The sequence below is a fragment of the Afipia dichlorophenoxyacetatis genome (genome assembly GCF_055386385.1).
The window spans coordinates 3,841,377-3,867,749 of record NZ_AP029250.1 but is presented as its reverse complement, the minus strand read 5'-3'; the positions used below and the strand labels follow the sequence as shown (position 1 = coordinate 3,867,749).

Here is a 26,373-nt window from a genome sequence, read left to right as displayed (position 1 = left end):
GGAATGCCGGAGGCGTCGGGATGTTGCGTGTTGTCGTTCTAGGGGTGGCGGCTGGTGGCGGCGTCCCGCAATGGAACTGCAACTGCAAGGTTTGCCGAACCACGCGGATCGAGCGACCGGATTTGCGAGCCACACAGGCCTCGATCGCTGTCAGCGCCGATAACGAACACTGGTTTCTGATCAATGCGTCGCCCGACCTGCGTCAGCAGGTGATTGCAACGCCGCAACTTCATCCGAAACTGGATCAATTACGCCACAGTCCGATCTCGGGAGTGATTCTGACCAACGGCGAGGTCGATGCCGTCGCTGGGTTATTGTCCCTGCGCGAGGGCTGGCCTTTCACCATCTACGCGCATCAGCGCGTTCTTTCGACACTCAGGGATAACAGCATCTTCAATGTCCTGAGCGCGGAGCGGGTAGGCCGCGAACCGATCGAATTCGATGTTGCTTTCGAGCCCATGCTGGCGGACGGCTCACCGTCAGGATTGGAAGTCCTCCCATTCCTCGTTCCTGGCAAACGTGCCTGGTATCTGGAAGATGCTGCAGCACCTGCGCTGGACGATGAAGCAGGCGATACGGTCGGCCTGCGAATTTCGGACAAGCAGAGCGGCCAATACTTCTTTTTTCTGGCGGCTTGCGCTGCCATGACCCCTGAGCTGAAGCTGCGTCTGAAAAACGCCCCACTGGTGTTTTTTGACGGAACGGTCTGGCGCGATGATGAGCTGATTGCAGCCGGACTTGGCAGCAAGACAGGGCAGCGAATGGGGCACATGGCCATGTCAGGCACGGATGGCGCAATAGCAGCCCTTGCCGATCTTGGAATTGGCCGTAAAGTTTTTCTTCACATCAACAATTCCAATTTGGCGCTGTTGCCGGAGTCCGCAGAGCGCGCGCATGTCGAAGCGGCAGGCTGGCTAATTCCCTCGGACGGGATGGAGATTATCGTTTGAAGACGACAACCGCCTTTTCATTGGCGAAAGGGACGCCGCTTGCCAGTGCGGAAGACCTGGAGGCCGCGCTGCGGCACATCGGCGAAACCCGCTATCACAATCTGCACCCATTTCACCGGCTGCTGCACGGCGGCAAGCTCAACAAGGGGCAGGTCCAAGCCTGGGCACTCAATCGCTACTACTATCAGAGCTCCATTCCCATCAAGGATGCGGTGGTGCTTTCCCGTTTTCGCGACCGCAATATTCGCCTCGAATGGCGGCATCGCATCGAAGATCACGATGGGAATTTCGGCACCGAAGGTGGCATTGAGCGCTGGCTGAAATTGACCGAGGGGCTTGGGCTCGACTCCGATTACGTGGAGTCTGCGGAGGGGATTCTGCCGGCAACACGCTTCGCGGTAGACGCCTATGTCCACTTCGTCCGGGACAAGACTCCGCTTGAGGCCATCGCGTCGTCGTTGACGGAGTTGTTCGCGCCAAATCTCCATGAGGAGCGCATTTCCGGGATGCTGGCGCACTATGATTTCGTTAATCCGAACATCATGAGCTATTTCAAGCGTCGGCTGGAACAGGCGCCGCGCGACGCCAATTTCGCGCTTGATTTCGTCAAGGCGCATGCAACCACGCCGGAACAGCGCGAAGCCGTGTGCAATGCACTCATCTTCAAGACCAACGTGCTGTGGGTTCAGCTCGATGCGCTGTACCATGCCTATGTCGAAGGCCACATACCGCCGGGGGCCTTCGTGCCGGAACAGGGTTGAAGCCATTGCGAAATCGTCGGATCGACATAACTGAGAGTAGTCGCCCGGTGCTGGCGCGGCACGCGAAGCTGCGTTTCGACGAGACACGGCAGCGGTGGGTGATCCTGGTACCGGAGCGCGTGCTCGCTCCCGACGACATTGCGGTCGAGATCCTTCAGCTTTGCGATGGCATACGCAGCGTGGATGCGATTATCGATACGCTGGCGGAAAAGTATGTGGCTGATCGAGCGCTGATCGCAGGCGATGTGATCGCGATGTTGAAGGATCTTGCGGATAAGGGATTTTTGGCTGAGGCACAGGACACGAAATCATGAGTCCGACGCTGACTGACGCGAGCTCCGTCCACGCTGATCCCACTGACGGGTTGGCGATCCTCGAGACGCGCAAGTCGCAGGCAGAGACCTTTGGCATTCCGCTGGCTGTTTTGGCGGAAATCACCCACCGCTGTCCGTTGCAATGCCCTTATTGCTCCAATCCGGTCGAGCTGGAACGCAACGCAAGCGAGCTTTCGACTGAAGAGTGGAAGAAGGTTCTGAGCGAACTTGCTCAGATCGGAGTGCTGCAGATCCATTTTTCGGGTGGTGAGCCGACGGCGCGGAAAGACCTCGTCGAATTGGTTCAGCACGCGAGCGACGTTGGGCTTTATTCCAATCTGATTACGTCAGCCGTACTGCTGACAAAGGACAAGCTCACGGCGCTGGCAGATGCCGGGCTATCGCACGTCCAGATCAGTTTTCAGGGCAGCGAACAGGTCGTTGCCGATCGCGTTGCTGGTCTCAAGAACGCACATGCGAAGAAGATCGAAGCCGCAGGGTGGGCGAGGCAACTTGGCCTGCCTCTGACGGTCAATGCGGTCATGCATCGCCAAAATCTGTTTCAGCTTGCCGATATCATCCAAATGGCGGTTGATCTTGATGCCGACCGGCTCGAGGTCGCCAACGTCCAGTACTACGGCTGGGCGTTGAAAAACCGTGCGGCATTGATGCCGACCATGGAGCAGATCGAAGAGACCACACGGATTGTCGAGGACGCCCAGGAACGGCTCAAGGGCATTCTCGCCATCGACTACGTGGTGCCCGACTATTACGCGCTAAGGCCGAAGAAGTGCATGGGCGGTTGGGGACGGCAGTTCTTCAATATTTCTCCCTCCGGCAAGGTGCTGCCTTGCCATGCGGCTGAGACGATCACCGGTCTGCATTTTGAATCGGTGCGCGACCACTCGGTCGCCTGGATCTGGCAAAATTCCGATGCCTTTAACCGCTACCGCGGCACGGGGTGGATGCCCGAACCGTGCCAGAGCTGCGCCTTCAAGGAAATCGATTACGGCGGTTGTCGCTGTCAGGCCTTTGCATTGACGGGCGATGCCGGCAACACCGATCCCGCCTGCGCGCTATCTCCCGTTCACGAGGAGATTTTCAAGACGGCGTTGACGGAATCCGAGAACGATAATCGACGTTTCATCTATCGCAATTTCTCCGGCGGCACGCTGGAAACGGAAGAAGATCTCCATGGCGGCTGATGCCGGAGAGGCTGTGCCATCCGGCAAGCAGGCTGATCCATTCGCCCCTCTTACAACGAGGCACTTGCCGGTTGGCGATGGTCACGAAATCTATGTCGAGACCGTCGGCCGCGTGGATGGAATTCCGGCCGTGTATCTCCACGGTGGGCCGGGCAGCGGTTGTCAGCCGGATCACCGAAAGCTGTTCGATCCGCAACGTTTCCATGCGGTTCTCTTTGACCAGCGAGGCGCAGGTCGAAGTCTCCCCAAGGGTGCGCGCCACGCGAACACGCTTCCTCATCTGATCGCGGATATGGAGTCTATCCGTGAAATGCTGGGTATCGATCGCTGGCTTGTTGTAGGCGGGTCGTGGGGCGCGACATTGGCGATTGCCTATGCACAGGCCCACCCAGATCGCGTCAGCGGCATTGTATTGCGGGCAACTTTTCTAGGAACACGTGTAGAACTGGAATGGACATTCACCGGTGGATTACGCCGGTTCTATCCTGCGTTGAACGAGGACTTTCTCAGCCTACTTGCGCCAGACGAGCGCGATCAGCCGTTGGATGCGTATTGGCGCCGTATTCTTGATCCTGATCCGGCAATTCATGGGCCTGCTGCTCGAGCCTGGCATGACACTGAGCGCATTCTCTCCGAGCTCAAGCCTAGAAAGACGCGATTGGATCTGGATTCGGTTAACAATTCTTCCCGCGCGTTGCCGTCGACCCCCTTCATGGAAGCGCATTACTTCCGTAACGACTGCTTCATGCAGCCGGGACAACTTTTATCAAATGCTGGCCGATTGAATGGCATTCCCGGGATCATTGTGCAGGGGCGCTACGATCTTTTGTGCCCGCCAAATACTGCATATGCGCTGGCTGCAGCATGGCCTGATGCAAGCTTGCGCATTGTCGATGCGGCCGGGCATTCCCTTTACGATCCCGGCATCAGGGATGCTGTGGCAACGGCAATCGCAGAGCTAGCAGGCATATAGCGCCAGAACTGAATGGACTTTCTGATTGCAAAGCGCACCAGAAATTTGGAGAGTGCGCGGCGCAAGCATCGGCTTCCGATGAAAAGTTTTGAAGAGGGAGGAAGTATATGAGAGTGTTTTCGTCTGTTTCGCGCAGCATGTTGCTCGCGACTGTCTTTACGGGCGTGTTCGCATTTGCAGCGAACAGCCAGCAGCCAGCCAGTCCACCGGCTGCGGCACCAGCCGCTGCGCCCGCGCTTCCTCCGGGGTCGCCGCTGATTGGACGCCCAGAAAGTGCTGAAGCCGCCAAGTTGGCCCCTGTCGCAGGTCCTCCCATCCCGACAGCCGCCGATAAATTGCCGACCGCAAAGCTGAAGGTGCCGGCAGGCTTCAATGTCGAGGTTTACGCTTCCGGCATGGCGAATGCCCGCTCGATGGCTCAGGGTGACAAGGGGACGGTCTTCGTTGGTAGCCGTACGGTCGACAAGGTTTACGCCGTCAGCAGCAAAGACGGGAAGCAGACCGTCAAGGTCCTCGCGTCCGGTCTCTACCGCCCGAATGGCGTCGCTTTCCATAACGGCACGCTCTACATCGCCGAGCTGTCGAAGATCTCGAAGATCGACAAGGTGGAAGACAGCCTCGAAAATCCGCCAAAGCCGACGATGATCTACGACAATCTGCCGAAGGACGAAGCCCACGGCTGGAAGTTCATCGCGATTGGTCCGGATAACAAGCTGTACGTGCCGGTCGGACAGCCGGGCAACAACGTGCTTCATGACGACGCGCACGGCCAGATTCGGCGTATGAACCTCGACGGTAGCGGCGCAGAGGTGATCGCGAAAGGCGTTCGCAACACGGTCGGCTTCGACTGGAATCCAGAAACCAAGCAGCTCTACTTTACCGATAACGGCCGCGATTGGCTGTCCGAGGACATCCCGCAGGACGAGCTTAACCGCGTCACCAAGACTGGCGAAGATTTCGGTGCACCTTACTGCTATCAGGGTAACTTCACCGATCCCGAATTCGGCTGGGGCAAGTCCTGTAGCGAATTCACGCCGCCTGTCGGTCTGATGGGCCCGCACACTGCGTCCCTCGGCATGCGGTTCTATACGGGCAGCATGTTCCCGGGCAGCTATAAGAACACCATCTTTGTTGCCCGCCATGGCTCCTGGAATAAGAGCAAGAAGGAAGGTGGCGACGTTGTTGCGGTGAAGCTGAACAAGGACGGCACCGTGAAGTCGGTCGAGCCGTTCCTGACTGGGTTCATCGAAGACAACAAGTATCTCGGCCGTCCGGTCGACGTGCAGCAGATGAAGGACGGATCGTTGCTGGTTTCCGACGACTGGAATGGTGCGGTTTATCGCATCAGCTACGGCAAGCAGAAATCGGCTTCGAAGTAACGAACGCTTGAAAGCAAACGAAGTCGGGGGCGTGTGGATGCTCCCGACTTTTTCTTTTCGCATTTAGCTTCTATAGCTTCTATAGCTTCTGTGCTTACAAACCCTGGATTGGCTGATGCGTATTCCCCTGACTGTTCTTGCGTTCGTCCTTGCAACGATGGCTGCCAAAGCCGATTCATTTCAGGATCGCGTTGCGCCGTGTCTTGCGTGTCACGGCGAGAAGGGGACGTCGGAGACCGAGAACACGCCATCCCTGGGCGGCCAGCGGCCTGCTTACGCACTGATCCAGCTTTATATGTTCCGGGAAAAACTGCGGACCTTCGACATCATGAACGAGATGGCGAAGGATCTGACCGATGATGATCTGCGCACGTTCTCGGATTACATCGGGACGTTGCCGAAGCCCACGCCGCCTGCTGATGCTGGCGATCCTGCACGGATGCAGCGCGGACTGGCGGTGGTCCAGCAGCATCGTTGCAACGTTTGCCACACGCAAGACTTCTCGGGGCAGGACAATGTGCCGCGTATCGGCAACCAGCGTGAGGACTACCTCGTCAAGACCATGCGGGAGTACAAGGACAATAGCCGCCATGGTTACGATGGCACCATGGCCGAAGTACTTCAGCCAGTCACCGACGAGCAGATCGTCGATCTTGCCTACTATCTAGCGCATGTTCGCTAGTTCGTTCTTATGGGGATCAGTTAGGCAGCGTCACGTCGACCGTCAGGCCGGAGTACCAAGCCGCGAGATCTGAGATATCGTCGTCGGACAATGGCTTGGCGACGACGTTCATGGTCTCGTCCTTGCGCTCTTCGGAGCGGAAGGCCTTGAGCTGCTTTTCCAGATACATGGCAGGCGAGCCGGCGATATTGGGCGCCACCGGCATCTTGGACAAACCGTCGATGCCGTGGCAGGCGGCGCACTGCTGGGCTTTTTTGCGCCCGGCCTTGGCGTCGCCATCGGCGTGAGCAGAGGTCACCGCGAGACTCAAGGATATCAGCAGGAGTGGGAAAGAAAGCCGCCGTACCGTCATCGCATTGTCCTCTAAAGCTTAGATAGCATTGAAGAGAAAAACTCTGCCGTGAGCGGGTTGGCTCACGGCAGAATTGAAGATGTGGGTGGTTTTACTTCCCGTCGTATGTGATGCGATAGAGCGCACCTGCGAGATCGTCAGAGACGAGCAGGGAGCCGTCGCGCAGTTGTGCCACATCGACCGGGCGGCCAAGATATTCACCGTCCGAGGTCAGCCAGCCCGAAGCGAAGACTTCGGTCTTATCGGCGCTGCCGTCGGCTTTCAGCGAGGTGAACATGATGCGCGCACCAACCGGATCGGTGCGATTCCATGAACCGTGCTGGGCCGAGAAGATGCCTCCACGGTACTTCGCCGGGAATGACTTGCCCGAATAGAACATCATTCCAAGGTCGGCAGCATGGGCGTCCATTTCGACTTCAGGATAGACCACGTTACCGGGCGGTGTGTCGGCCTTGTATTCGACGGTGCGGACCTTACCGCCGCCGTAATAGGGGAAGCCGAAGTTCTGCCCGGCCTGCGTGATGCGGTTTAACTCACCGGGAGGAATGCCGTCTCCCATGCCGTCGACCTGGTTATCTGTGAACCAGAGCTGACCATTCTTCGGATTGAAGTCCATGCCGACCGAGTTTCGGATGCCGCCAGCATAAACCTCGCGGTTTTTGCCATCCTGATCCATCCGGATGATGCCGCCAATGCCGACCTTGGCGAAGCCTTCAAGCTTCTCCTTTGCCGGAACGTTGAAGGGTTGCCCGAGCGCAATATACAGCTTGTTGTCGGGCCCGACGCGGCAAACCCGCGCGGTGTGATTGAAGCTTTCGTCTTCCTTCGGGATCAGTTCGCCCTGGGGGACGACGGGCCCAACGGCGATGTCCGGGCTCTCGTAGAAGAATTCCGCTGCAGGGAAGGCCATGACGCGATTTTGCTCTGCAATGTACAGGACACCGTCCTTCGAGAAGCAAACGCCGTTCGGGATGGTGAACTTCACGGAGGGCGCAAACTCCTTCACTTCCTCTGCGAAGCCGGTCTTGCCACGGTCGGTTACGGCGTAGACTTTATTCTTCCGAGTACCCACGAACGTGACCACGCCCTGCGGGCCGACGGCGATGTGCCGGGCATCAGGTACTAGGCCATAGAGGCTGATCTTAAAGCCCGGTGGAAGTTTGACCTTCGCAAGATTGGCCTTGATCGCATCGACCTTGCGGCCGGTCTGGGGGACTGTTGGAATATCGGTAACGCCGGTGGTCTTGAATGCGCCAAGCTTGTCTAGGTTGTCCGATTGCTGAGCAGATGCGGATACCGCGGACGCACACAAGAAAGCGGCAACAGCAACTGAACTGAGAGCCCGAAATTTAGTCGCGTAAAACATTTGATTTATCCTCCCGGTGGGACCTGATTTTTGAAGTTTTACATTCACAAGCCTAGCGAAGCCGTGGAACATCGCAAGATGAAAGCGATAAAGAAAAATTTTTTGGCGACGCAACATTGCCAGACGTGGACATCGCATGATTGTGATTTTCAGCGTGCTCGGTCGCCGTCACTTCTTTTATGTCATGTTTATGAAGTCGTCTGACCAGCCATCTCGATTTCCTATGTCCGTTTTCGCACCTTCCCATGCAGAGCAGTCTGCATGCTGCGACGGATGTCGGGAGACTGGAAATGGCTATCCTCCACTCGGGTGCAGGAAAATACCGGGAAATCAGCGACGACGACTATCGCGCGTATCTTATTACCCGCAACCAAGAGCCGATCGTCTATCATTCACAGGACATTCAACTTAAGCGCCTTCAGGTCCACCTGCGCGGCGCGTTGAATCGCATTGATCGCTTTCTGCATTGGATGGGCGAAGCCATCATCAGGTCAAAGCATCGCAGGCTTCAGCGTGAGCTGATGATGCGAGGCGTTTATCATCATTACGCGCCGTACGATCGCGACGATGGCGTCACGCGAAGCGATCGGCACGTTCGTTGAGGTAGGAGGGCACTCCATGCGGTGGCGTGACGCAGCTTCAATTTCGATGGCAGGCGTCCTGCTCACAAAGGCAGGGACTGCGCTTTCCACACTTGCAACAATGATCTGGTTGGGCGCGCATAGGAGATACCATCCGGAAGATCACTACATGCGCGGTCCTGGTCCCAAATGGCGCGAGAAATATGGTTCGCGCCCGCACTAAGATGCATTTTGTCGGGACCGATCGCAGATAGCTCGACGTAAGCCTGTCGGCATTTTACACGGTCGCGACCATCAAGCTGCATTCAGCAGCGAAGGCCCTTCCAGAGATCGTCGCGGGATTTCGCCTTTATGGATTTGATCTTTGGTTCGGTCGCGACTTCCTCAAGCTCCAGAACCGCCACGAACGCGCGCCTTACGCGCTCATCTTTGAGCCGGTCGAGATGACGGCGCAGCACCGCTGAGCTGCCCGCCTGCTGAGGGTTCGCAACTGCTGTGCAGACTTCGGCGCTCGTTCTGTGGAAAAACCTGAAGCCGCAGGGACCGCCATGACGAGAGCTGAGTTTATCGATCTCGGCTGCTGCCGCGAAGACCGCTAGCTTGTCGTCATTATCCAACGTCGTTGCAAAGCGCAGCAACGCCAGCAGCCACGCGCGCACCGTCCGGGCGTGCCAATCGCAGATATCCATTTTTACACTCATGGAAAATTCTCTGACCCAGCTTGGGAAAGGCGCCAATTCTCAGTGAGCTGACGCCGAGGGCTGCAAGCTGGAGGTAAGGTCAACCTCCATGGGATGAACTACGGATCCCTTGCACGAGGCCTCCATTGCCATCGCGACATCGGTTTTCTCAGCATCCGATAGTTCGACGAGCGGCAGACGTACCCGAGGCGACATCAATCCAAGGAGGCTCAGGGCATACTTAATCGGCGCGGGTGTTGGCTCCCGCGAAAGAGCCGCTGTGAGATGCCCGAGCCGCACGGCCAAGCCCCTGGCAGCCTTCAATTCTCCCTGACGGCAGCTTCGATACAATTGCTGACAAAGCTCGGGGACGACGTTCGAAGTCATGGAGACACATCCATCCCCGCCATGGACGAGGAACGCCGGTGCTGTCGTATCGTCTCCTGACAGGAGCCGAAATTCGGGTCTCACCAATGATCGCAGTCGTAGTGGACGGGTGATGTCGCCGGTGGCATCCCTCAAGCCGATGAACTGTGGCGACCTTGCCAGTTCGATGAGGGAATCGTCGGACAGCTCACGGACCGTCCGGGAAGGGACATCATGAAGGACGATCGGTAGCCTGGTTGAATCTGCAACAGCGTAAAAGTGCGCACAGATTCCCGGTTGGGTGGGCTTGTTGTAATACGGAACGACGGACAAGATGGCGTCCGCTCCGTCAGCCTCCGCCCGTTTGGTCAACTCAATCGCCTGAGCCGTGGAATTCGATCCTGCGCCTGCAATGATCGCCACGCGCCCCTGGGCGGTTTGCACGGCCGCGCGGACGAGGGCGGAATGTTCGTCGTGGCTGAGCGTCGAATCCTCACCGGTGAGTTCGCCAACGACCAGAGCCGTTGCGCCGGCAGCAACCTGGCGTTCGCAAAGTTGACGAAACGAGGCGAGGTCGACTTCGTGAATGCTGTCGAATGGCGTGGGAAGATCGGGAATGTAGCCCGCCAGCCATGTCGCGGGGGAATGTTGTACGTGCGTCATCTGCTTTATGCCGCGTTTGCCATATGGCTGAGGTTCTGCCGGCGTGCCGACAGCACAAAGCTGTCGCGGCATCTGACACCGGCCTCGATCCTGAAGCCGAGGCGTTCCAGTTTTTCGCGAATTTTCATGCTCATGCCGTTCTCGCGAGAGTTGATCACGACGGCTATCGTTGCCGTCGTGCTCAAGAAATGTGTGATCTGCGCCAGCATCAGCTCCAGCGCCTGAAGAGAATGGCGGCCTGCAATCAGGCCGACCGTATGTTGAGCACGCGGAATGCATCGACCCATTGTTGTGACGCGAAAGAATCCGCGACGACGGAGATCGAGGTCGATATCCGCACAGTCGCTGCCCGCGACAACAATACGGTGAAGGCTTGATGGCCGTGTCAGTTCGATCATCGTTCTGACAATTTGCTCACGAGCGAGGTCAGGGGTTTGAAGCACTGATGCCTCCTGAACAAGAGAGTGGTATATCCGTTACGCGACCCGCCGCTGGCGCAAGCTCTGAGCGTCGAAGGTGATCTGGCTTGCGATCGCAAGCTCGGGTCGTTTGACATTGCGGCCGCCCATGTCGAGCTCGAGCACGTCAGGCGTCGCTACGATCGTCTCGGGATGATGGCCATTTTCGAAAAGTGCATATCGGACAGCTTCGGCGCGATTTACGAAGAGGCCGCCAAAGAGGCCGTTTTGTTCCTGGGCAACCCAGTTGCCTCGGCTGTTTTTGCCGATGAAAACAAGAGATGAGCTACACGAGGGAGGTTCAGTATGCTTCAAGGTTTATCTCCTCATCAAAGTGAATCAGACGACGTCTGCTCACACGCGAAATGTCTGCTCCAAGGCATATGATTTCGAGAGCGAGGCTTGGGTGATTTCATAGGGGAAACATAAGCGTTGGGTGACGGCCAAATCGAAAGACGCTGGTTTACGACACGACGGCGGCATTAAACGAAGACATAAGGCAATACAGCGCAGCATAGGCGACGCCTTCATCCCAGTGAGTAAGGGTAGAATTGAAGAACGACTCTCGCCGTAACGTGCCGGCTACGACGCATAGAATGGTGGATAACCAGAGCAGGGCAGCCAGACTCCTCGTGAAGCCGACATGTCCAAGAGCTGCAAAGACACTCAGGACAGCGATCCTCAAGAAAAACCTCACAAGGACCTGAATGGATCTCGTGTCGTTCGGCATGTTGGGAGATTGTGCCATTGCGCCCTACTTAATGGATGAGAACCGAGGGCTGCGTTCAGGCAAAATTTTCGCAGAGGATCGTCTCGTCACGCGTCGGCCGAACGCGTGGTACGGTTGGCGTGCGAGTTGTCCTGGGTGTCTCTGGCAGCTGCCGTAGGGCTTCGACGAACGCGCTCATTACGGCGAGGGAAAGGTCCCAATGAGTTGTCTCGATAGCCTGGTCGAGCCAATCGGGGAGGTCAGGCTGAAGGGAGAGTGCGCAGTGCCACTGACCTTCATCATAGGCGAGACGGCGTAGTTTCCATTGGGGTAACTTGTCGGCAATGAGCGCAAGTCCAGCATCCGTCCATGCTTCTGCGGAAATCAACCGTCTCAATTGCGCGGGGACCTGGTCCTGACCGTTCTCGTCGCGATAGGCTTCTGTCGCGACCGCAGCGATCAGATCATTCGCATTGCCAGTGGCTTCGCACAAGCGATTTGCGATTGCGGTAAGCCGCTTGGCGCGGGGAGAGTGATATAACATGGCCTTGCACTCTTTATTCTTCTAAGCCGAGCGCGCGAACGCGATCAGCCCGCAAGGTGGGCAAAGCACCATTTGAATGCGAGAGGGGAATAACAACGAAGATATAGGCGCCGTATAAATGCTACGGCGACGCTCCCCGCATTCGTCGCGCCACAATCACACAGGCGACGCAGCTTGTTATATGTCGCGGTTGAATTCGCATATTCCCGTGATCGGCTGGGGCTTCCGGTAAGCCTGTTGGCGAGTGGTGCCGGGTAGGAGTTTCATTGAATTTCAATGGGTTGATGCGTGGTTCCAGATAAGCGCATCAATGAACCTTTCTGGCGCCTTTATGAAATTCCTATAACGTCGCCGGCCCTCCTATCTCGAAAACCTATGCTCCGGGTGCCATTCCATCTCTGCACAGATGCGCAGGGATTCCTGTGCTTTGAGGTGCGTTGAATTTACGCCCGATAGTGCACCGACCGCGTGAATGCGGTCGTCGTGCCGCAAGGAGCACTCCAATGTTGGACTTCATCATGCTGGCCCTGGGTTTGGGCTTTTTCGCTTTGTCAGTGGGCTACGCCTACGCCTGCGATCGGCTCTGAGGAGAGCGACCATGATCTTCGATTACACACTTGCCGGCCTCGTTTCCGCAGGGCTGCTGTTTTACCTAACCTACGCTCTGTTGCGGCCTGAGCGTTTCTGAGGGGCGCATCATCATGACTTTCATTGGCTGGATTCAAATTCTACTGTTTTGCGCGGTGATCATCGCGCTCGTGAAGCCGCTCGGCGGCTATATGACAAAGGTTTTCAACGGCGAGCGAACGTTTCTTTCGCCGGTACTTCGTCCCATCGAGGCCGGTCTTTACTGGATCGCAGGCGTCGATGACAAGCGTGAGCAACATTGGCTCACTTATGCGATCTCGATGCTGTTCTTCCAGATCGGCGGGTTCGTCATTCTGTACGCGCTGATGCGCCTTCAGGCTGGGTTACCGTTCAATCCGGCAGAGCAATCGGCCGTTGCACCGGACCTGTCGTTCAATACGGCAGTGAGCTTCGTCACCAACACGAACTGGCAGAACTACGGCGGCGAAAGCACGATGTCGTATCTGACCCAGATGATGGGGCTGACGGTTCAGAATTTCGTGTCGGCTGCGACGGGCATTGCGATCGCCGTCGCGCTGATCCGCAGCTTTGCCCGTTCTTCCATGCGAACTGTCGGAAACTTCTGGGTCGATCTGACACGCTCGACACTTTATATCCTTCTGCCGATCTGTGTTGTCGCCACCCTGTTCCTGGTTTGGCAGGGCATCCCGCAGACGCTTGGTGCGTATGTTGATGCGACGACGCTGGAAGGCGCCAAGCAGACAATCGCTGTCGGACCCGTCGCATCTCAGATCGCTATCAAGATGCTTGGAACCAACGGCGGTGGTTTCTTCAACACCAACGCGGCTCATCCGTTCGAGAACCCGACCGCATTGTCAAACTTCGTCCAGATGGCATTGATCTTCGCCGTCGGTGCAGGCTTGACCAACGTGTTTGGCCGGATGGTTGGTAACCAGCGCCAGGGTTGGGCGATTTTCGCCGCCATGGGTGTGCTGTTCATGGCCGGCGTGATTATCACCTATTGGGCGGAAGCTTCGGGGACTTCGATCCTGAGCAACCTCGGCCTGACTGGTGGCAACATGGAAGGCAAGGAAGTCCGCTTCGGCATCGTTGCTTCGGCTTTGTTTGCCGTGGTGACAACCGCAGCCTCCTGTGGCGCCGTCAATGCGATGCACGACTCATTCACCGCGCTCGGCGGCATGATTCCGCTAATCAACATGCAGCTCGGCGAATTGATCATCGGCGGCGTCGGTGCAGGTCTTTACGGTATGTTGCTGTTCGTCGTCCTGTCGATTTTCGTCGCCGGACTGATGGTCGGCCGTACGCCGGAATACGTCGGCAAGAAGATCGAGGCGCGTGAGGTCAAGATGGCGATGCTCGCGATCCTGATCCTGCCGTTGATGTATCTCGGCTGGACAGCTGTTGCCGTCGTGCTGCCGTCGGCTGTCGCGTCAATGGCGAACGCTGGACCGCATGGCTTCTCTGAAGTGCTCTATGCCTTCACATCGGCCACGGCGAACAACGGTTCTGCGTTCGGCGGTCTCACTGGCAACACCATGTTCTACAACTTGACGCTCGGTTGCTCGATGCTGGTCGGTCGCTTCTTCATGATCATACCGGCCATGGCGCTTGCCGGCTCGCTTGTGGAGAAGAAGTCGGTTCCGGCTTCGGCAGGCACGTTCCCAACCACAGGCACTCTGTTCGTCGGGCTTCTTGTGGGTGTGATCCTCATCGTCGGTGGTCTCACGTTCTTCCCCGCGCTCGCGCTGGGGCCGATCGTCGAGCATCTCGCGATGAATGCGAACACCCTGTTCTGATCGATATCATTTCGGAGTTACATCCATGGATACCTTAAACCCACAGAAGCGGACGTCGGGCTCTGCCTTGCTCGATCCGAAGATCGTTCTTCCCGCGATCGGCGCTTCTTTCACCAAACTCGATCCCCGGGCGATGATCAAAAACCCCGTGATGTTTGTGGTGGAAGTGGTCGCCGCGCTGACGACGGTCATTTTCATCCGCAATCTTGTCACCGGCGGAGAGGATCTGGGATTTGCATTCCAGATCATCCTCTGGCTCTGGTTCACGGTGTTGTTTGCAAACTTTGCTGAAGCGGTTGCAGAAGGGCGCGGCAAGGCACAAGCCGAGTCGCTGAAGAAAACCAGGACTGAGACCCAGGCCAAGCTCTTGACCGGCTCGGACCTGACCTACCGCATGGTTCCGGGCACCAGCCTGAAGGTCGGGGACGTTGTCCTGGTGGAAGCCGGTGACACCATCCCGTCGGACGGCGAAGTAGTTGAGGGCGTTGCTTCTGTGAACGAAGCAGCGATCACCGGTGAATCGGCCCCTGTGATCCGTGAATCCGGTGGCGACCGCTCGGCCGTCACTGGTGGCACCCAGGTGCTGTCGGATTGGATCCGCGTTCGCATCACTGCGTCTCAGGGCTCCACATTCATCGACCGCATGATCAAGCTGGTTGAAGGCGCGGAGCGTCAGAAGACGCCGAACGAGATCGCGCTCAACATCCTTCTGGCCGGCCTGACGATCATCTTCGTGTTCGCGACCGTCACCATTCCAAGCTATGCAGCTTATGCCGGTGGATCGGTTTCGGTCATCGTGCTCGTTGCGCTGTTCGTGACGCTGATCCCGACCACCATCGGTGCATTGTTGTCCGCCATCGGCATCGCCGGCATGGATCGTCTGGTGCGCTTCAACGTGCTGGCCATGTCGGGCCGCGCGGTGGAAGCAGCGGGCGACGTTGACACGCTGTTGCTCGACAAGACCGGAACCATCACGCTCGGAAACCGTCAGGCGACGTCGTTCCGTCCCGTGACCGGCGTCACTGAGCAGGATCTTGCTGACGCAGCGCAGCTCGCTTCGCTCGCGGACGAGACGCCGGAAGGCCGCTCCATCGTGGTCCTTGCCAAGGAAAAATATGGCATCCGCGGCCGTGATATGGCCGAACTCGGAGCGACCTTCATTCCGTTCACCGCGCAAACGCGCATGAGCGGGGTCGATGCGGGTGGTTCTTCGGTCCGCAAGGGCGCGGTCGATGCAATCCTGGCTTACGTGAGTGGCCCGACCCCTCGAGCCTTGGCGGCAGCAGGAGGAAGCGCCGTTCGCGTTATTCCCTCAGTCGACACTGATATCGCGAGGGAGATCCGCGCGATTTCGGATGAGATTGCCAAGTCGGGCGGTACGCCGCTTGCCGTCGCTCGCGACGGAAGGCTGTTGGGCGTCATCCACTTGAAGGATATCGTCAAGGGCGGCATCCGCGAACGCTTTGCCGAACTGCGCCGCATGGGTATTCGCACCGTCATGATCACGGGCGACAACCCGATGACCGCAGCGGCCATCGCGGCGGAAGCAGGGGTCGATGACTTCCTGGCTCAGGCGACACCTGAGGACAAGCTGAAGCTCATTCGCGATGAGCAGGCAAAAGGTAAGCTCGTTGCCATGTGCGGCGACGGCACCAACGACGCTCCGGCACTGGCACAAGCTGACGTCGGCGTGGCGATGAATACCGGCACGCAGGCGGCTCGCGAAGCCGGCAACATGGTCGATCTTGATTCAAATCCGACCAAGCTGATTGAAGTCGTGGAGATCGGTAAGCAATTGCTGATGACGCGCGGTGCTCTCACCACGTTCTCGATCGCCAATGACGTGGCGAAGTATTTCGCCATCATTCCTGCGATCTTCCTCGCCTTCTATCCGCAACTGCAGGCATTGAACATTATGAATCTTTCAAGCCCGCAGAGTGCGATCCTTTCGGCGATCATCTTCAATGCGATCATCATCATCGCCTTGATCCCACTCGCCCTGAAAGGCGTCGCCTATAAGCCGATCGGCGCCGGCGCGCTGTTGAGCCGCAACCTGCTGATCTACGGTGTCGGTGGCATCATCATTCCGTTCGTTGGCATCAAGGCGATCGACATCGTCGTCACCGCCTTACACCTGGCCTGAGGAGACACATTATGTTGAAGGAAATTCGTCCGGCCCTGGTTATGGTCATTGGATTGACCGCTATCACCGGTCTTGCCTATCCGCTGGCGATGACCGGTATCGCGGGGACACTCTTTCCCTATCAGGCGCAGGGAAGCTTGATCGAGAAAGATGGGAAGACCATTGGATCGGCCCTGATCGGGCAGGAATTCAAGGGAGATGGCTACTTCCACGGTCGCCCGTCGGTGACCACGGCTGCCGACCCGAATGACTCGACCAAGACAGTCCCTGCGCCATACAACGCGGCAAACTCCACCGGCTCCAACCTGGGGCCGACCAGCAAGGCGCTCAGTGATCGCCTGACAGAGGACGTCGAAAAGCTGAAGGCGGAGAACCCCTCGATGCCCGTACCGGTGGACCTTGTCACCACCACGGGCAGCGGTCTTGATCCCCATATCTCGCCGGAGGCGGCGCTGTTTCAGGTGCCTCGCGTTGCGAAAGCACGTAAAATGTCCGAAGATAACGTTCGCAAGCTCGTGAACGATCAGACCGAGGGACGACTTGCCGGTATTCTCGGTGAGCCTCGCGTGAACGTACTGGCGCTCAACATGGCGCTAGATCGTGCAGCCGCGAACTAAAGCCGCCCAGGTGTTGAGCGGTGTGAGGAATAGAATGGCTGATGGCGATCACCACTCGCGATTCTGAACAACGACCGTCGCCGGAAGCTCTGCTAGAGGCCGCACGGCGCGAAGAGGGACATGGCGGCCGCCTCAAGATATTTCTTGGGGCGGCTCCTGGCGTTGGCAAGACCTATGAAATGCTGCAAAGCGCTCACGCCAAACTCAAGGCGGGCGTGGACGTGGTGGTCGGTGTTGTCGAGACCCATGGTCGGGTAGAGACCCAGGCGCTTCTGAGTGGCCTCGAAGTTCTGCCCCGCAAAGCGTTGGATTACCGAGGCCAGGTCCTTGATGAGATGGATCTCGATGCGTTGATCGCGCGGCGTCCGAAGATTGCCATCGTGGATGAGCTTGCGCATACAAACGCGCCCGGCAGCCGTCACCCGAAGCGCTACCTCGATGTCGAGGAGTTGCTGGACAACGGCATAGATGTCTATACCGCTGTCAACATTCAGCACATTGAAAGCCTGAACGACATCGTCGCGCAAATCACGCGCGTGCGGGTGCGCGAGACCGTTCCGGATTCGATCATTGACCGCGCCGACGATATCGAACTGGTCGATCTGACACCGAATGATCTTATCCAGCGTCTTCGCGAGGGTAAGGTCTATATGCCCAAGCAAGCCGAAAGGGCGCTGGAGCATTACTTTTCTCCCGGCAACCTGACCGCGTTACGTGAGCTTGCACTGAGGCGAACTGCCGAGCGAGTTGACGAGCAGTTGCTTAATCACATGCAGGCCAACGCCATCCCCGGGCCGTGGGCAGCCGGCGAGCGTATTTTGGTTTGTGTCAGTGAGGATCCACGCTCCGCTGGCCTCGTGCGTTACACCAAGCGCCTTGCCGACCGACTGCATGCGCCGTGGACCGCAATCTGTATTGAGACACGCAGGAGTTTGCAACTCACGGACGTCGAGCGAGATCGCCTCGCAGCCACACTGCGACTTGCTGAGACACTCGGCGCTGACGTTTTGACGATTCCGGCCGTCGAGACGCGCATCGCGGATGATGTCTTGAATTTTGCGCGAGGAAATAACGTCACGCAAATCGTCATTGGAAAGTCGAGTAGATCGTGGTGGTTTGAGCTCATTCGTGGTTCGATCGTCCACGACCTCGTGCGGCGCGCAGGCAACATCAGTGTTCACGTGATCGCCGGTGACAAGTTGGAGCAGGGAGCATCGCCTCAGAAGGGGGTGCGAACGGCTGAATCATCACCGCCCCGAGATCCGCTACCCTATGCAATGTCGCTATTGCTGGTTGGCATTGCTCTCGGGGTCGGATTGCTGATCCGGCCACTGTTCGGCATTGAAAACGTCGATTTGGTGTTTCTCACTGTCGTTGTCAGTGTCGCGGTTCGCTACGGCTTGTTGCCGTCGTTACTGGCGAGCATCGCGGCTTCGCTTTGTTATAACTTCTTCTTTCTGCCGCCGACCTATACGTTTACCATTTCCGATCCGACAAACATTGCTGCGTTCTTCTTCTTTATTTTAATTGCAGTTCTCGTCTCTAACGTTGCTGCGCGGGTGCGGACGCAGGCGCTGGTCGCGACGAGCAGGGCGCGTACCACCGAATATCTCTACTCCTTCAGCCGCAAGCTCGCCGGAACGGGGACGCTGGATGACGTGTTGTGGGCAACCGCCTATCAAACCGCGTTGATGCTGAAGGTCCGCGTCGTCCTGCTGCTGCCGGAGAATGGCACGATTGCCGTGAAAGCTGGCTATCCACCTGAGGACGAACTCGATCAAGCCGACCTTGCGGCAGCGAATTGGGCATGGAGTAACGACCGACCAGCAGGACGAGGATCGGATACGCTTCCAGGCGCAAAAAGACTGTTCCTGCCGATGCGAACTGGACGCGGGCCGATTGGCGTGGTGGGTATTGATGACGACCGATCGGGTCCGATCCTGACACCTGATCAGACGCGCTTGCTCGATGCCTTGATGGATCAGGGCGGGCTTGCCATTGAGCGCGTACGGCTTGTCGAAGACATCGATCACGTGAAACGGGTGGTGGAGACGGACCGGCTTCGTTCGGCGTTGTTGACGTCGATTTCTCACGATCTCAAAACGCCGCTGTCTTCGGTTTTGGGTTCTGCCAGCACATTGCGTGATTTGTCGACCCGCCTGACCGATGCCGAAAAAGGTGACCTGCTGGCAACGATTATCGACGAATCTGAGCGGCTCAACCGTTTCATTGCCAATCTGCTTGATATGACCAAACTCGAATCCGGCGCAATTGTACCGAACTCTGCGCCTCATGATCTCAGTGAAGTGGTTGGAAGTGCCTTGCGGCGGGCAAGTAAAATTCTCGTTCATCACCGCGTGGAGCTCGCGCTTCCGGCTGAGCTTCCGATGCTGGAATTGGATGCAGTTTTGTTCGAGCAGGTTTTGTTCAATCTGCTCGACAACGCAGCAAAATATGCTCCTGCGGGCACACTCGTTCAGATCCAGAGTTGGCGGGAGGCAAACTCAGTTGCTCTGCAAATTCTGGATGAGGGCGATGGCATTCCGACGGACGAACTTGAAAACGTCTTTGATAAATTCTATCGCGTGCAGAAAGGCGATCATGTTCGACCAGGCACAGGGCTTGGCCTTGCAATCTCTCGCGGCTTCGTAGAAGCCATGCATGGGACAATCTCAGCCGCGAACAGAACCGATCGGACAGGCGCAATCATCACGATCAAACTTCCCATCCCTAAAATCACTGAAAAACTGGATACCGCAGCATGAGCGCCGCTCCGCTCAAAATTCTTGTGGTCGACGACGAACCACCTATCCGCAAGCTGTTGCGAATGGGGCTAAGCACGCAAGGGTATGAGATTCTCGATGCGCCAAATGGCAAGACAGCGCTGGAACTGCTTGAAAGCAAGCCTGATCTGGTGATCCTCGATCTTGGATTGCCAGATATCCAGGGGCACGAGCTGTTGCGGACCATTCGGGCCCGCAACGACAGTGTTCCTATTGTTGTTCTTTCGAGCCGCGGAGATGAAGCCGGCAAGGTCCAGGCACTTGATCTTGGAGCCGACGATTACGTCACCAAGCCTTTCGGCATGGATGAACTTCTCGCGCGTATACGAGCGGCACTCCGTCATCAACTACAGGTTCACGGCGAACGTCCAATATTCCGCGCAGGAGATCTCTCCGTCGACCTGGTGCGGCGGATCGTGAAAGTCGGCGACAAGGACGTCAAATTGTCTCCGAAGGAGTATGACCTTCTGCGCGTCCTGGTCCAACATGCGGGCAAAGTCCTCACTCACAAGTTTCTGTTGCACGAGCTGTGGGATGAACTGACTGACGCCCAGTATCTGCGTGTTTATGTTCGGCAGCTCCGGCAGAAGATCGAAGGCGATGCGGAACAACCTCAATATGTCCTGACCGAGACAGGAATCGGTTACAGGCTTCGTGCTCCGGATTGATGACGATGCAATTGATGGTGACACGTTCTGGATTTCGCGGTTCCGGAGTTACGATGACAATTTCTGATTTTCTCGCCCCGACCGATGTTCTTTGCGATGTGCGAGCGGCAAGTAAGCAGCAGCTCTTGCAAGAGCTGTCGAAGAAGGCTGCGTCCAATCTCGGTCTGCAGTCAGACTACGTCGCATCTGAGCTGCTAAAGCGCGAAGATCTGGGGTCGACCGGAATGGGGAGGGGCGTTGCTATTCCGCATGCCAGATTGCCGGTCGTTAAGAAGCCTTACGGTATGATGGTCAGACTCAAGCCAGCCATCGACTTTGAAGCCATTGATGGTCAACTGGTCGACCTGGTTTTTCTATTGTTGCTGCCTGCGCCGCCGGAGGCAGATCAACTCGTTACCTTGGCGTCCGTGGCCCGAAAGTTCAAAACGGATGAGGTGTTGACGCAGTTGCGCCGCTCTCGCAACGAATCCGACCTCTATTCGGCAATGATAGAATAGCTTTCGCTTACTGCGCTCCGTCATCCAGCGTCGCAAGCCGTTCGGCTTCGGCAATATCCTCGATCGTATTTGCGTTGAAGAATGGATCGAGAGGCACGGCCGGCCACGTGGCGGTCGCGGGCTTGTAGCGCGCCATCCAGAAGCCAACCTTTCGAATATCCTCTTTCACCAGTGCGTCACGCAATTGATCACGCAGGGACACGCTCCATAGTGCAACCACGTGGTGCACATGTTCGCCTGAAGCTGCGACAGCGATGAGAGCCCCTTGAACTGCTCTTGCTTGATGGAGGCGCTTAACGAGGTCTCGCGGCAGAAACGGGCAGTCCGTGGCGGTGCTCAGCACCCACTCGATATCAGGGCGGTGTTCTGCGCTCCAGTCGAGCGCCGCCAGCACGCCGGCAAGTGGACCTGCGAAGCCCTCAATGTTGTCCGCAATTACGGGAAGTTCGAAAGCCGCAAAGCGGGACGGATCGCCGTTCGCGTTGAGAATCAGCTCATCGCATTGGGGGGCCAGTCGTGCGATGACGCGCTCCATGATGGTGCGGCCGCCAATGGTCCGCATTGGCTTGTCGCCACCGCCCATCCGCCGAGCCAGACCGCCCGCGAGCAAAACGCCGAGAGTTTTGGGGGAGCCATCAGTCAATTTTCACCTGTTTTCCGGGGCATAGACAGTCGTGTTGGCTGGTATCTCGGTCCAATAATTCGGTCGCCGGACCCAATCTATATGATAAGGACGGCCAAGTGTTGAATTGCCCTTGTAGAGGGCCGGAGGGGTGGAATGAAGGTTGTTGGGCTGGCGGGGTGGAGCGGAGCGGGCAAGACGACCTTGCTGACGCGCCTCATCCCCCATTTTGTTGCCAAGGGTCTCAGAGTTTCCACCATCAAGCACGCCCATCATAATTTCGATGTGGATGTGCCTGGAAAGGATTCGTGGGTTCATCGGCAATCAGGTGCAACCGAGGTTCTGATTTCATCGGGCCGTCGATGGGCGTTGATGCATGAACTTCGCGGTGCGCCTGAACCTCCTCTGCGGGACCATCTTGTGCGGATGTCCTCGGTTGATCTGGTTGTCGTCGAGGGCTTTAAAGCTGATACGCATCCCAAGATTGAAATCTATCGCGCAGCCAACGACAAGCCGCTGCTGTTTCCCGATGACCCGGCCATCGTCGGCATCGCCACAGATCAAAAGATCGACACACGGCTGCCCCAAGCTGATCTGAATGATATTCCGGCGATCGCGAGCATGATTTTGGAGTCCGCAGCGTCGATCGAGGAAATCATGGCCAGCAAGGCGTTAGAAAGCTGACTGCCATGAACGCGACCAAGCTCGATCTGATGGGCCTTAAATGCCCGCTACCAGTTTACAGGACGCGCAAGGCGCTCAAGAGCCTCGCGATCGGGGATCGGCTGGAGGTGCATTGCACTGATCCGTTGTCGGTCATTGATATTCCGAACCTGATCCGCGAAACGGGTGATCGCGTCGAAATCTCGGAGCGCAGTGAGACGCGGATTGTATTTGTCATTGATAAGGTCGCTGTGGCGCAATCTGATTAGGCGACAGGCTTTTGCTCTTATGCCGAAGAAAGGCCGCCCTGGTGGGCGGCCTTTTTTAGTCACTCACAATCAAATCATCGCGCTTTCAGAAATTCCGAAACATTGAGCAGAACGAACTCGTTGTCGTCGGCTTTATTTGGATCCCGGCTGGATGAGTAGGGCAGGTTGTTGTCGTTGCCGACAATGATGTGTTGCGCATCGACAATGTCCACATTCTCGATGGTCCAGAATGGGAACTTGAGCACGCCATCGTTGAGAGCTTTGCGCGCCTTTTTATCGGGATCGTTGATTTTCATCAGGTCGATATAGCCGATCTTGCGGACGGCGTTGTTCGCGTTCGCATCCGACATCTCAATCTTGTAGACGCGCTTGAACTTGGCGAGATCATGGAAGCAATCCGGCTTCTTACCGCCCTCGCAAGCCTTGTCGGCAGTTCCCTCGCCATTGTCGCGCTCGATGATCAGGCCGGTTGTCGCGTCGATCATGTTGAAGTCGCCGATTGCGAAGCCGTTCTCGTCCAGAACATATTTCCAGTGACGGCCGGTCCATTTTCCGGCGCCGACGTCGAATTCAAGGATGCGCAGATACTCTTTGCCGTCCGCGGTCTTTTCCCAGTCCTTCTTCTCTGCGTCCCAGACCGGGCCTTCGAGGAGCGGATAGAGGAACTTGCCATCCGGTGACGCCGCCATGCCTTCATAGCCTTTGGAGCGGCGGACGTTGAAGGCGACCTGGGCAGTCGGGGTCGCAGGCGCTGTGATTGAATAGTGGTCCGGAGACTTTGCCGGCTTGCCATCGATCATGGTCTCGAACACGGCTTCAACCTTCCCGGTATTATCGACCCGCAAGAGATAAGGGCCGAACTCGTCGCCGATCCAGATCTTATCGCCGATGGGTTGGAAGCTTTCGGTGTCGAAATCCGCACCGGTCAAATAACGCTTGTCGGTGCCTTCGTTGGCGATCCGGAAGGGCACCTTTTTATCGGGATCATGCAGGAAGATCGTCTCGATCTTTTCCAGCGTCCCCTTGGTCCAGTCGATGCGATAATGATTGAGGAACAGCATTGAATCCGGCGACGTCGCCTTGCTGCCGAACCCATTGTCGGTGAGCACCCAGAACGTCCCGTCGGCCATTTTCTTGATGCCGGAATGGCCTTGCAACGGTTGACCCTTGAAAGGAATCTTGACGCCGGTGGGACGGTCAAAGGACTTGCCTTCGATTGTGCCGACAGCGTCAACGCGAGTGCCCGTCGTAAACTTGCCTGAAGCCTTAAGATCGGCCGGCGCGTCGGCCGGTGCATCGACGAAAGATTCAGCCAGCATCACCGCGTGTCCGGCGAGTGTCGCGGGAAAAGACTGAGCGGCGGTTTGCGCTGATGCAATATGCGGCAGAATGGTCAGAGCGAGAATGGAGGTGGATAGCTTGAAAATGCGCATGGAAATCATCTCCGTGAACCATGCGCCGTTTGTCGAGACTTTCTGTGTCAGTGCCGTAACAACATCGCGGCTCTCGGCAGGATAGTGCTCCGCTATCCCGCGCCCAATTGTCGCGCCGCTATCCGGCAGAGCGTGTGACAACCTCTCCATCTTCTTTCTGAAAAGAGGTCACGGGATTGGGCAGCAGGTCGAGCACCTGCTCGGAAGGACGGCAAAGCCGTACACCTTTCGGCGTTTCAACAATCGGACGATTGATGAGCACAGGATGCGTCGTCATTGCGTCCAACAACTCGTCATCGGTCATAGCGGGGTTGGCAAGACCAAGCTCTGCGACGAGCTTTTCCTTCTCACGAAGAAGCGCGCGTACTGGACTGTTCATCGCCTTGGCGAGTTCGACCAAGCGCTCACGGCTGGGCGGCGTTTTCAGGTACTCGATCACAACGGGATCTTCGCCGCTTTGCCGGATCATGGCGAGCGTGTTGCGGGATGTGCCGCAAGCAGGATTGTGAAAGATCGTAACGGTCAAGCTGACGTCTCCGGCAGTGTTATCTTGAATGTCGCGACAAGGTCCGCGACCTGTTCCTTTGTCAGACCACGCGGATTTAGACCGCGTAGCATCAAGTATAGCTTGGCTGTTTCTTCCAATTCTTCGGTCGCGAAAACAGCAGCTTCCAGTGTGTCACCCGCAACCACAGGACCGTGATTGGAGAGCAGCACGCAGGAGTACTTGCCGGCCAATCCACGGATGGCGTCGGCAACCGCGGCATCTCCGGGCCGGTAGTACGGCAGCAGGGCGGTCGCACCGCACCGCATGACATAATAAGGGGTCATCGGCGGAAGCGCGTTCTGCGGGTTGATCTCTGGGAGCATCGATAGTGCAACGCAATGGGAACAGTGCAGGTGCACAATCGCGCGCGCCGACCTGCGGGTCTCATAAAGCGCTGAATGAAGGGGGATTTCCTTGGTGGGCGCGTCGCCAGAGGTGAGGCGGCCGGAGGCGTCGAGCCTTGAAATCCGGGCCGGGTCGAGAAAACCGAGGGATGCATTGGTCGGCGTCACCAGCCAGCCGCCATCGTCGAGGCGAATGCTGATGTTTCCGGAAGATCCCGGCGTTAGTCCGCGTTCAAACAGCGAGCGTCCATACTGGCAAATCTGCTCGCGAAGCCTGGTTTCTGTCATGTTGCCATCCTCTTAACAGCGCTTTTTCACATGTTTTCTAATTTGCTGAAATGGCTTTTTGGTTGGACTATGAAGTCGTGTTACCAAGCGGTAACCGCGCCTGTCGCGGAGCCCGCCAAAAGAAACGATCCAAGGAAACATCCATGACTGACCCCGCCAAAGCCGCCTCGGCTGATTCACGTTTGGGCCGTATTGCTGTTATCGGCCTAGGCTCGATGGGACTGGGGATGGCGCTGTCACTGAAGCGCGCCGGTTTCGATGTCGTTGGTTGCGACGTGTCCGCTGATGCGGTTGCGCGGCTGGTGGCGGAAAAGGGGCATTCTGCCGCGACGCCGTCTGAGGCGGCGCGCGATGCCGATGCCGTCGTCAGCGTCGTTGTCAATGCTGCGCAGACGGAAACCATTCTTTTTGGACCGCAAGGTGTGGCCGAAACGTTGCCGAAGGGCGCAGTCTTCATTTCATCCGCAACCATGGACCCGGATATCGCGCGGCGGTTGGCGAAGCAGCTCGAGGCAACCGGGCGGCACTATCTCGATGCGCCGATCAGCGGCGGAGCGCAACGCGCGGCGCAGGGCGAACTCACTGTCCTGGCTTCTGGCAGCAAGGCCGCATTCGCCAAGGCGCGGCCGGCGCTGGATGCGATGTCCGCAAAGCTCTATGAGCTCGGCGACGAGCCCGGACAAGGCGCTGCCTTCAAAATGATCAACCAGCTCCTGGCTGGCGTTCATATCGCGGCGGCCAGCGAAGCGATCACCTTCGCGGCGAAGCAAGGCCTTGATATCCGCAAGGTCTACGAAGTCATTACCGCGTCGGCGGGCAATTCGTGGATGTTCGAAAACCGCGTCCCGCATGTGCTTGACGGAGACTACACGCCACGCAGTGCGGTGGATATCTTCGTGAAGGACCTCGGCATCATCCAGGATATGGCACGTAACGCCAAGTATCCGGTGCCCGTTGCCGCTGCCGCGCTGCAGATGTTCCTGATGGCATCGGCTTCGGGGATGGGGCGCGACGACGATATTTCGGTGGCGCGGGTGTATGCACGAAATACCGGCACCAAGATTCCCGGCGAACCGGGGTAATATTCAGAACTACAACGAACGTAATAAGC

29 protein-coding genes are annotated in these 26,373 nt (G+C 57.5%); 18 read left to right on the top strand and 11 right to left on the bottom strand.

The window, feature by feature from the left end; translation table 11 throughout:
* Positions 1-20 precede the first annotated feature (20 nt).
* From pqqB to ACZ5C3_RS18095, 7 genes are all read left to right on the top strand, one after another.
* A complete protein-coding gene (gene pqqB / locus ACZ5C3_RS18125) occupies positions 21-950 on the top strand; it encodes a pyrroloquinoline quinone biosynthesis protein PqqB (protein ID WP_464031835.1) in 930 nt (309 codons plus the stop codon).
* Positions 947-1,711: a pyrroloquinoline-quinone synthase PqqC gene (gene pqqC, locus ACZ5C3_RS18120; protein WP_464031831.1), complete on the top strand. Its 765-nt coding sequence runs from the start codon at positions 947-949 to the stop codon at positions 1,709-1,711. The genes pqqB and pqqC overlap by 4 nt, the downstream gene beginning before the upstream one ends.
* Positions 1,712-1,716: 5 nt before the next feature.
* A complete protein-coding gene (pqqD, locus tag ACZ5C3_RS18115) occupies positions 1,717-2,025 on the top strand; it encodes a pyrroloquinoline quinone biosynthesis peptide chaperone PqqD (RefSeq protein WP_464031829.1) in 309 nt (102 codons plus the stop codon).
* Positions 2,022-3,230 carry a pyrroloquinoline quinone biosynthesis protein PqqE gene (pqqE, locus tag ACZ5C3_RS18110; RefSeq protein WP_464031827.1) on the top strand — a complete coding sequence of 403 codons (1,209 nt, stop codon included), beginning with the start codon at positions 2,022-2,024 and terminating at the stop codon, positions 3,228-3,230. The genes pqqD and pqqE overlap by 4 nt, the downstream gene beginning before the upstream one ends.
* A complete protein-coding gene (gene pip, locus ACZ5C3_RS18105; protein WP_464031825.1) occupies positions 3,220-4,203 on the top strand; it encodes a prolyl aminopeptidase in 984 nt (327 codons plus the stop codon). The genes pqqE and pip overlap by 11 nt, the downstream gene beginning before the upstream one ends.
* A 107-nt stretch (positions 4,204-4,310) precedes the next feature.
* Positions 4,311-5,582: a PQQ-dependent sugar dehydrogenase gene (locus ACZ5C3_RS18100; protein ID WP_464031824.1), complete on the top strand. Its 1,272-nt coding sequence runs from the start codon at positions 4,311-4,313 to the stop codon at positions 5,580-5,582.
* A gap of 115 nt (positions 5,583-5,697) precedes the next feature.
* Positions 5,698-6,264, top strand: coding sequence for a c-type cytochrome (locus ACZ5C3_RS18095; RefSeq protein WP_464031822.1), 567 nt, complete (start codon positions 5,698-5,700; stop codon positions 6,262-6,264).
* Positions 6,265-6,280: 16 nt separating this feature from the next.
* On the opposite strand, the gene ACZ5C3_RS18090 is transcribed toward ACZ5C3_RS18095, so the two are convergent.
* The gene (locus ACZ5C3_RS18090) at positions 6,281-6,562 is read right to left on the bottom strand and encodes a c-type cytochrome (protein WP_464031820.1); all 282 of its coding nucleotides are present in this window, start codon (positions 6,560-6,562) and stop codon (positions 6,281-6,283) included.
* Positions 6,563-6,707: 145 nt separating this feature from the next.
* Positions 6,708-7,982, bottom strand: a complete 1,275-nt coding sequence (locus tag ACZ5C3_RS18085) for a PQQ-dependent sugar dehydrogenase (RefSeq protein WP_464031818.1) — start codon at positions 7,980-7,982, stop codon at positions 6,708-6,710.
* A gap of 290 nt (positions 7,983-8,272) precedes the next feature.
* Here ACZ5C3_RS18085 and ACZ5C3_RS18080 point away from each other — a divergent pair, with 290 nt between their 5' ends.
* A complete protein-coding gene (locus ACZ5C3_RS18080; RefSeq protein WP_464031816.1) occupies positions 8,273-8,584 on the top strand; it encodes a hypothetical protein in 312 nt (103 codons plus the stop codon).
* 284 nt (positions 8,585-8,868) lie between these two features.
* Here ACZ5C3_RS18080 and ACZ5C3_RS18075 read toward each other — a convergent pair whose 3' ends face one another.
* The 5 genes from ACZ5C3_RS18075 to ACZ5C3_RS18055 form a co-directional block, all read right to left on the bottom strand.
* The gene (locus ACZ5C3_RS18075) at positions 8,869-9,264 is read right to left on the bottom strand and encodes a hypothetical protein (RefSeq protein ID WP_464031815.1); all 396 of its coding nucleotides are present in this window, start codon (positions 9,262-9,264) and stop codon (positions 8,869-8,871) included.
* 39 nt (positions 9,265-9,303) lie between these two features.
* Complete coding sequence (gene dapA, locus ACZ5C3_RS18070) at positions 9,304-10,272, bottom strand: 4-hydroxy-tetrahydrodipicolinate synthase (protein WP_464031813.1); 969 nt, start codon at positions 10,270-10,272, stop codon at positions 9,304-9,306.
* A 5-nt stretch (positions 10,273-10,277) separates the two neighbouring features.
* Entirely contained in the window at positions 10,278-10,715 is a 438-nt protein-coding gene (locus ACZ5C3_RS18065; RefSeq protein WP_464031812.1) for a dCTP deaminase/dUTPase family protein, read from the bottom strand.
* A gap of 33 nt (positions 10,716-10,748) precedes the next feature.
* Positions 10,749-11,045 carry a hypothetical protein gene (locus ACZ5C3_RS18060; RefSeq protein ID WP_464031810.1) on the bottom strand — a complete coding sequence of 99 codons (297 nt, stop codon included), beginning with the start codon at positions 11,043-11,045 and terminating at the stop codon, positions 10,749-10,751.
* A gap of 470 nt (positions 11,046-11,515) precedes the next feature.
* Positions 11,516-11,983: a hypothetical protein gene (locus tag ACZ5C3_RS18055; protein ID WP_464031808.1), complete on the bottom strand. Its 468-nt coding sequence runs from the start codon at positions 11,981-11,983 to the stop codon at positions 11,516-11,518.
* Between the two features lie 598 nt (positions 11,984-12,581).
* On the opposite strand from ACZ5C3_RS18055, the gene ACZ5C3_RS18050 reads away from it, so the two are divergent.
* Genes ACZ5C3_RS18050 through ACZ5C3_RS18020 form a run of 7 tightly spaced genes read left to right on the top strand, consistent with a single transcriptional unit; the run spans position 12,582 to position 21,096 of the window.
* Positions 12,582-12,671 (top strand): K(+)-transporting ATPase subunit F, encoded by a 90-nt coding sequence (locus ACZ5C3_RS18050; protein WP_213739054.1) that lies wholly within the window; start codon positions 12,582-12,584, stop codon positions 12,669-12,671.
* Positions 12,672-12,684: 13 nt separating this feature from the next.
* Positions 12,685-14,388 carry a potassium-transporting ATPase subunit KdpA gene (kdpA, locus tag ACZ5C3_RS18045; protein WP_464031806.1) on the top strand — a complete coding sequence of 568 codons (1,704 nt, stop codon included), beginning with the start codon at positions 12,685-12,687 and terminating at the stop codon, positions 14,386-14,388.
* A 25-nt stretch (positions 14,389-14,413) separates the two neighbouring features.
* Complete coding sequence (gene kdpB, locus ACZ5C3_RS18040) at positions 14,414-16,531, top strand: potassium-transporting ATPase subunit KdpB (RefSeq protein WP_464031804.1); 2,118 nt, start codon at positions 14,414-14,416, stop codon at positions 16,529-16,531.
* A gap of 11 nt (positions 16,532-16,542) precedes the next feature.
* Entirely contained in the window at positions 16,543-17,148 is a 606-nt protein-coding gene (locus ACZ5C3_RS18035; RefSeq protein WP_464031802.1) for a K(+)-transporting ATPase subunit C, read from the top strand.
* A gap of 41 nt (positions 17,149-17,189) precedes the next feature.
* Positions 17,190-19,913: a DUF4118 domain-containing protein gene (locus ACZ5C3_RS18030; RefSeq protein ID WP_464044197.1), complete on the top strand. Its 2,724-nt coding sequence runs from the start codon at positions 17,190-17,192 to the stop codon at positions 19,911-19,913.
* Complete coding sequence (locus ACZ5C3_RS18025) at positions 19,910-20,599, top strand: response regulator transcription factor (protein ID WP_464031799.1); 690 nt, start codon at positions 19,910-19,912, stop codon at positions 20,597-20,599. The genes ACZ5C3_RS18030 and ACZ5C3_RS18025 overlap by 4 nt, the downstream gene beginning before the upstream one ends.
* Before the next feature lie 53 nt (positions 20,600-20,652).
* Positions 20,653-21,096 carry a PTS sugar transporter subunit IIA gene (locus tag ACZ5C3_RS18020; RefSeq protein WP_464044196.1) on the top strand — a complete coding sequence of 148 codons (444 nt, stop codon included), beginning with the start codon at positions 20,653-20,655 and terminating at the stop codon, positions 21,094-21,096.
* 7 nt (positions 21,097-21,103) lie between these two features.
* Here the strand turns inward: ACZ5C3_RS18020 and mobA are convergent, their stop codons facing one another.
* Positions 21,104-21,739, bottom strand: coding sequence for a molybdenum cofactor guanylyltransferase MobA (mobA, locus tag ACZ5C3_RS18015; RefSeq protein ID WP_464031796.1), 636 nt, complete (start codon positions 21,737-21,739; stop codon positions 21,104-21,106).
* A gap of 135 nt (positions 21,740-21,874) precedes the next feature.
* Here mobA and mobB point away from each other — a divergent pair, with 135 nt between their 5' ends.
* The gene (gene mobB, locus ACZ5C3_RS18010) at positions 21,875-22,402 is read left to right on the top strand and encodes a molybdopterin-guanine dinucleotide biosynthesis protein B (protein WP_464031794.1); all 528 of its coding nucleotides are present in this window, start codon (positions 21,875-21,877) and stop codon (positions 22,400-22,402) included.
* Between the two features lie 5 nt (positions 22,403-22,407).
* Positions 22,408-22,650 carry a sulfurtransferase TusA family protein gene (locus tag ACZ5C3_RS18005; protein ID WP_464031793.1) on the top strand — a complete coding sequence of 81 codons (243 nt, stop codon included), beginning with the start codon at positions 22,408-22,410 and terminating at the stop codon, positions 22,648-22,650.
* A 74-nt stretch (positions 22,651-22,724) separates the two neighbouring features.
* Here the strand turns inward: ACZ5C3_RS18005 and ACZ5C3_RS18000 are convergent, their stop codons facing one another.
* The 3 genes from ACZ5C3_RS18000 to otnC all read right to left on the bottom strand — a co-directional run bounded on the left by ACZ5C3_RS18000 (position 22,725) and on the right by otnC (position 25,262).
* On the bottom strand, positions 22,725-24,083 hold the full coding sequence (locus tag ACZ5C3_RS18000; RefSeq protein ID WP_464031791.1) for an esterase-like activity of phytase family protein: 1,359 nt from the start codon (positions 24,081-24,083) through the stop codon (positions 22,725-22,727).
* 118 nt (positions 24,084-24,201) lie between these two features.
* On the bottom strand, positions 24,202-24,609 hold the full coding sequence (gene arsC, locus ACZ5C3_RS17995) for an arsenate reductase (glutaredoxin) (RefSeq protein WP_464031789.1): 408 nt from the start codon (positions 24,607-24,609) through the stop codon (positions 24,202-24,204).
* Positions 24,606-25,262: a 3-oxo-tetronate 4-phosphate decarboxylase gene (otnC, locus tag ACZ5C3_RS17990; protein ID WP_464031787.1), complete on the bottom strand. Its 657-nt coding sequence runs from the start codon at positions 25,260-25,262 to the stop codon at positions 24,606-24,608. The genes arsC and otnC overlap by 4 nt, the downstream gene beginning before the upstream one ends.
* A gap of 50 nt (positions 25,263-25,312) precedes the next feature.
* On the opposite strand from otnC, the gene ltnD reads away from it, so the two are divergent.
* On the top strand, positions 25,313-26,344 hold the full coding sequence (gene ltnD / locus ACZ5C3_RS17985; RefSeq protein WP_464044195.1) for an L-threonate dehydrogenase: 1,032 nt from the start codon (positions 25,313-25,315) through the stop codon (positions 26,342-26,344).
* The last annotated feature ends 29 nt before the right edge of the window (positions 26,345-26,373 follow it).

Excerpts from the sequence above, each read along its gene's own strand:
- pqqB (WP_464031835.1), top strand. The coding sequence starts at position 21 with ATGTTGCGTGTTGTCGTTCTAGGGGTGGCGGCTGGTGGCGGCGTCCCG.
- pqqE (WP_464031827.1), top strand. The coding sequence starts at position 2,022 with ATGAGTCCGACGCTGACTGACGCGAGCTCCGTCCACGCTGATCCCACT.
- pip (WP_464031825.1), top strand. The coding sequence starts at position 3,220 with ATGGCGGCTGATGCCGGAGAGGCTGTGCCATCCGGCAAGCAGGCTGAT.
- ACZ5C3_RS18100 (WP_464031824.1), top strand. The coding sequence starts at position 4,311 with ATGAGAGTGTTTTCGTCTGTTTCGCGCAGCATGTTGCTCGCGACTGTC.
- ACZ5C3_RS18095 (WP_464031822.1), top strand. The coding sequence starts at position 5,698 with ATGCGTATTCCCCTGACTGTTCTTGCGTTCGTCCTTGCAACGATGGCT.
- ACZ5C3_RS18085 (WP_464031818.1), bottom strand. The coding sequence starts at position 7,982 with ATGTTTTACGCGACTAAATTTCGGGCTCTCAGTTCAGTTGCTGTTGCC.
- ACZ5C3_RS18080 (WP_464031816.1), top strand. The coding sequence starts at position 8,273 with ATGGCTATCCTCCACTCGGGTGCAGGAAAATACCGGGAAATCAGCGAC.
- ACZ5C3_RS18075 (WP_464031815.1), bottom strand. The coding sequence starts at position 9,264 with ATGAGTGTAAAAATGGATATCTGCGATTGGCACGCCCGGACGGTGCGC.
- dapA (WP_464031813.1), bottom strand. The coding sequence starts at position 10,272 with ATGACGCACGTACAACATTCCCCCGCGACATGGCTGGCGGGCTACATT.
- ACZ5C3_RS18055 (WP_464031808.1), bottom strand. The coding sequence starts at position 11,983 with ATGTTATATCACTCTCCCCGCGCCAAGCGGCTTACCGCAATCGCAAAT.
- ACZ5C3_RS18050 (WP_213739054.1), top strand. The coding sequence starts at position 12,582 with ATGATCTTCGATTACACACTTGCCGGCCTCGTTTCCGCAGGGCTGCTG.
- kdpA (WP_464031806.1), top strand. The coding sequence starts at position 12,685 with ATGACTTTCATTGGCTGGATTCAAATTCTACTGTTTTGCGCGGTGATC.
- kdpB (WP_464031804.1), top strand. The coding sequence starts at position 14,414 with ATGGATACCTTAAACCCACAGAAGCGGACGTCGGGCTCTGCCTTGCTC.
- ACZ5C3_RS18035 (WP_464031802.1), top strand. The coding sequence starts at position 16,543 with ATGTTGAAGGAAATTCGTCCGGCCCTGGTTATGGTCATTGGATTGACC.
- ACZ5C3_RS18030 (WP_464044197.1), top strand. The coding sequence starts at position 17,190 with ATGGCGATCACCACTCGCGATTCTGAACAACGACCGTCGCCGGAAGCT.
- ACZ5C3_RS18025 (WP_464031799.1), top strand. The coding sequence starts at position 19,910 with ATGAGCGCCGCTCCGCTCAAAATTCTTGTGGTCGACGACGAACCACCT.
- ACZ5C3_RS18020 (WP_464044196.1), top strand. The coding sequence starts at position 20,653 with ATGACAATTTCTGATTTTCTCGCCCCGACCGATGTTCTTTGCGATGTG.
- mobB (WP_464031794.1), top strand. The coding sequence starts at position 21,875 with ATGAAGGTTGTTGGGCTGGCGGGGTGGAGCGGAGCGGGCAAGACGACC.
- ACZ5C3_RS18005 (WP_464031793.1), top strand. The coding sequence starts at position 22,408 with ATGAACGCGACCAAGCTCGATCTGATGGGCCTTAAATGCCCGCTACCA.
- ACZ5C3_RS18000 (WP_464031791.1), bottom strand. The coding sequence starts at position 24,083 with ATGCGCATTTTCAAGCTATCCACCTCCATTCTCGCTCTGACCATTCTG.
- otnC (WP_464031787.1), bottom strand. The coding sequence starts at position 25,262 with ATGACAGAAACCAGGCTTCGCGAGCAGATTTGCCAGTATGGACGCTCG.
- ltnD (WP_464044195.1), top strand. The coding sequence starts at position 25,313 with ATGGCTTTTTGGTTGGACTATGAAGTCGTGTTACCAAGCGGTAACCGC.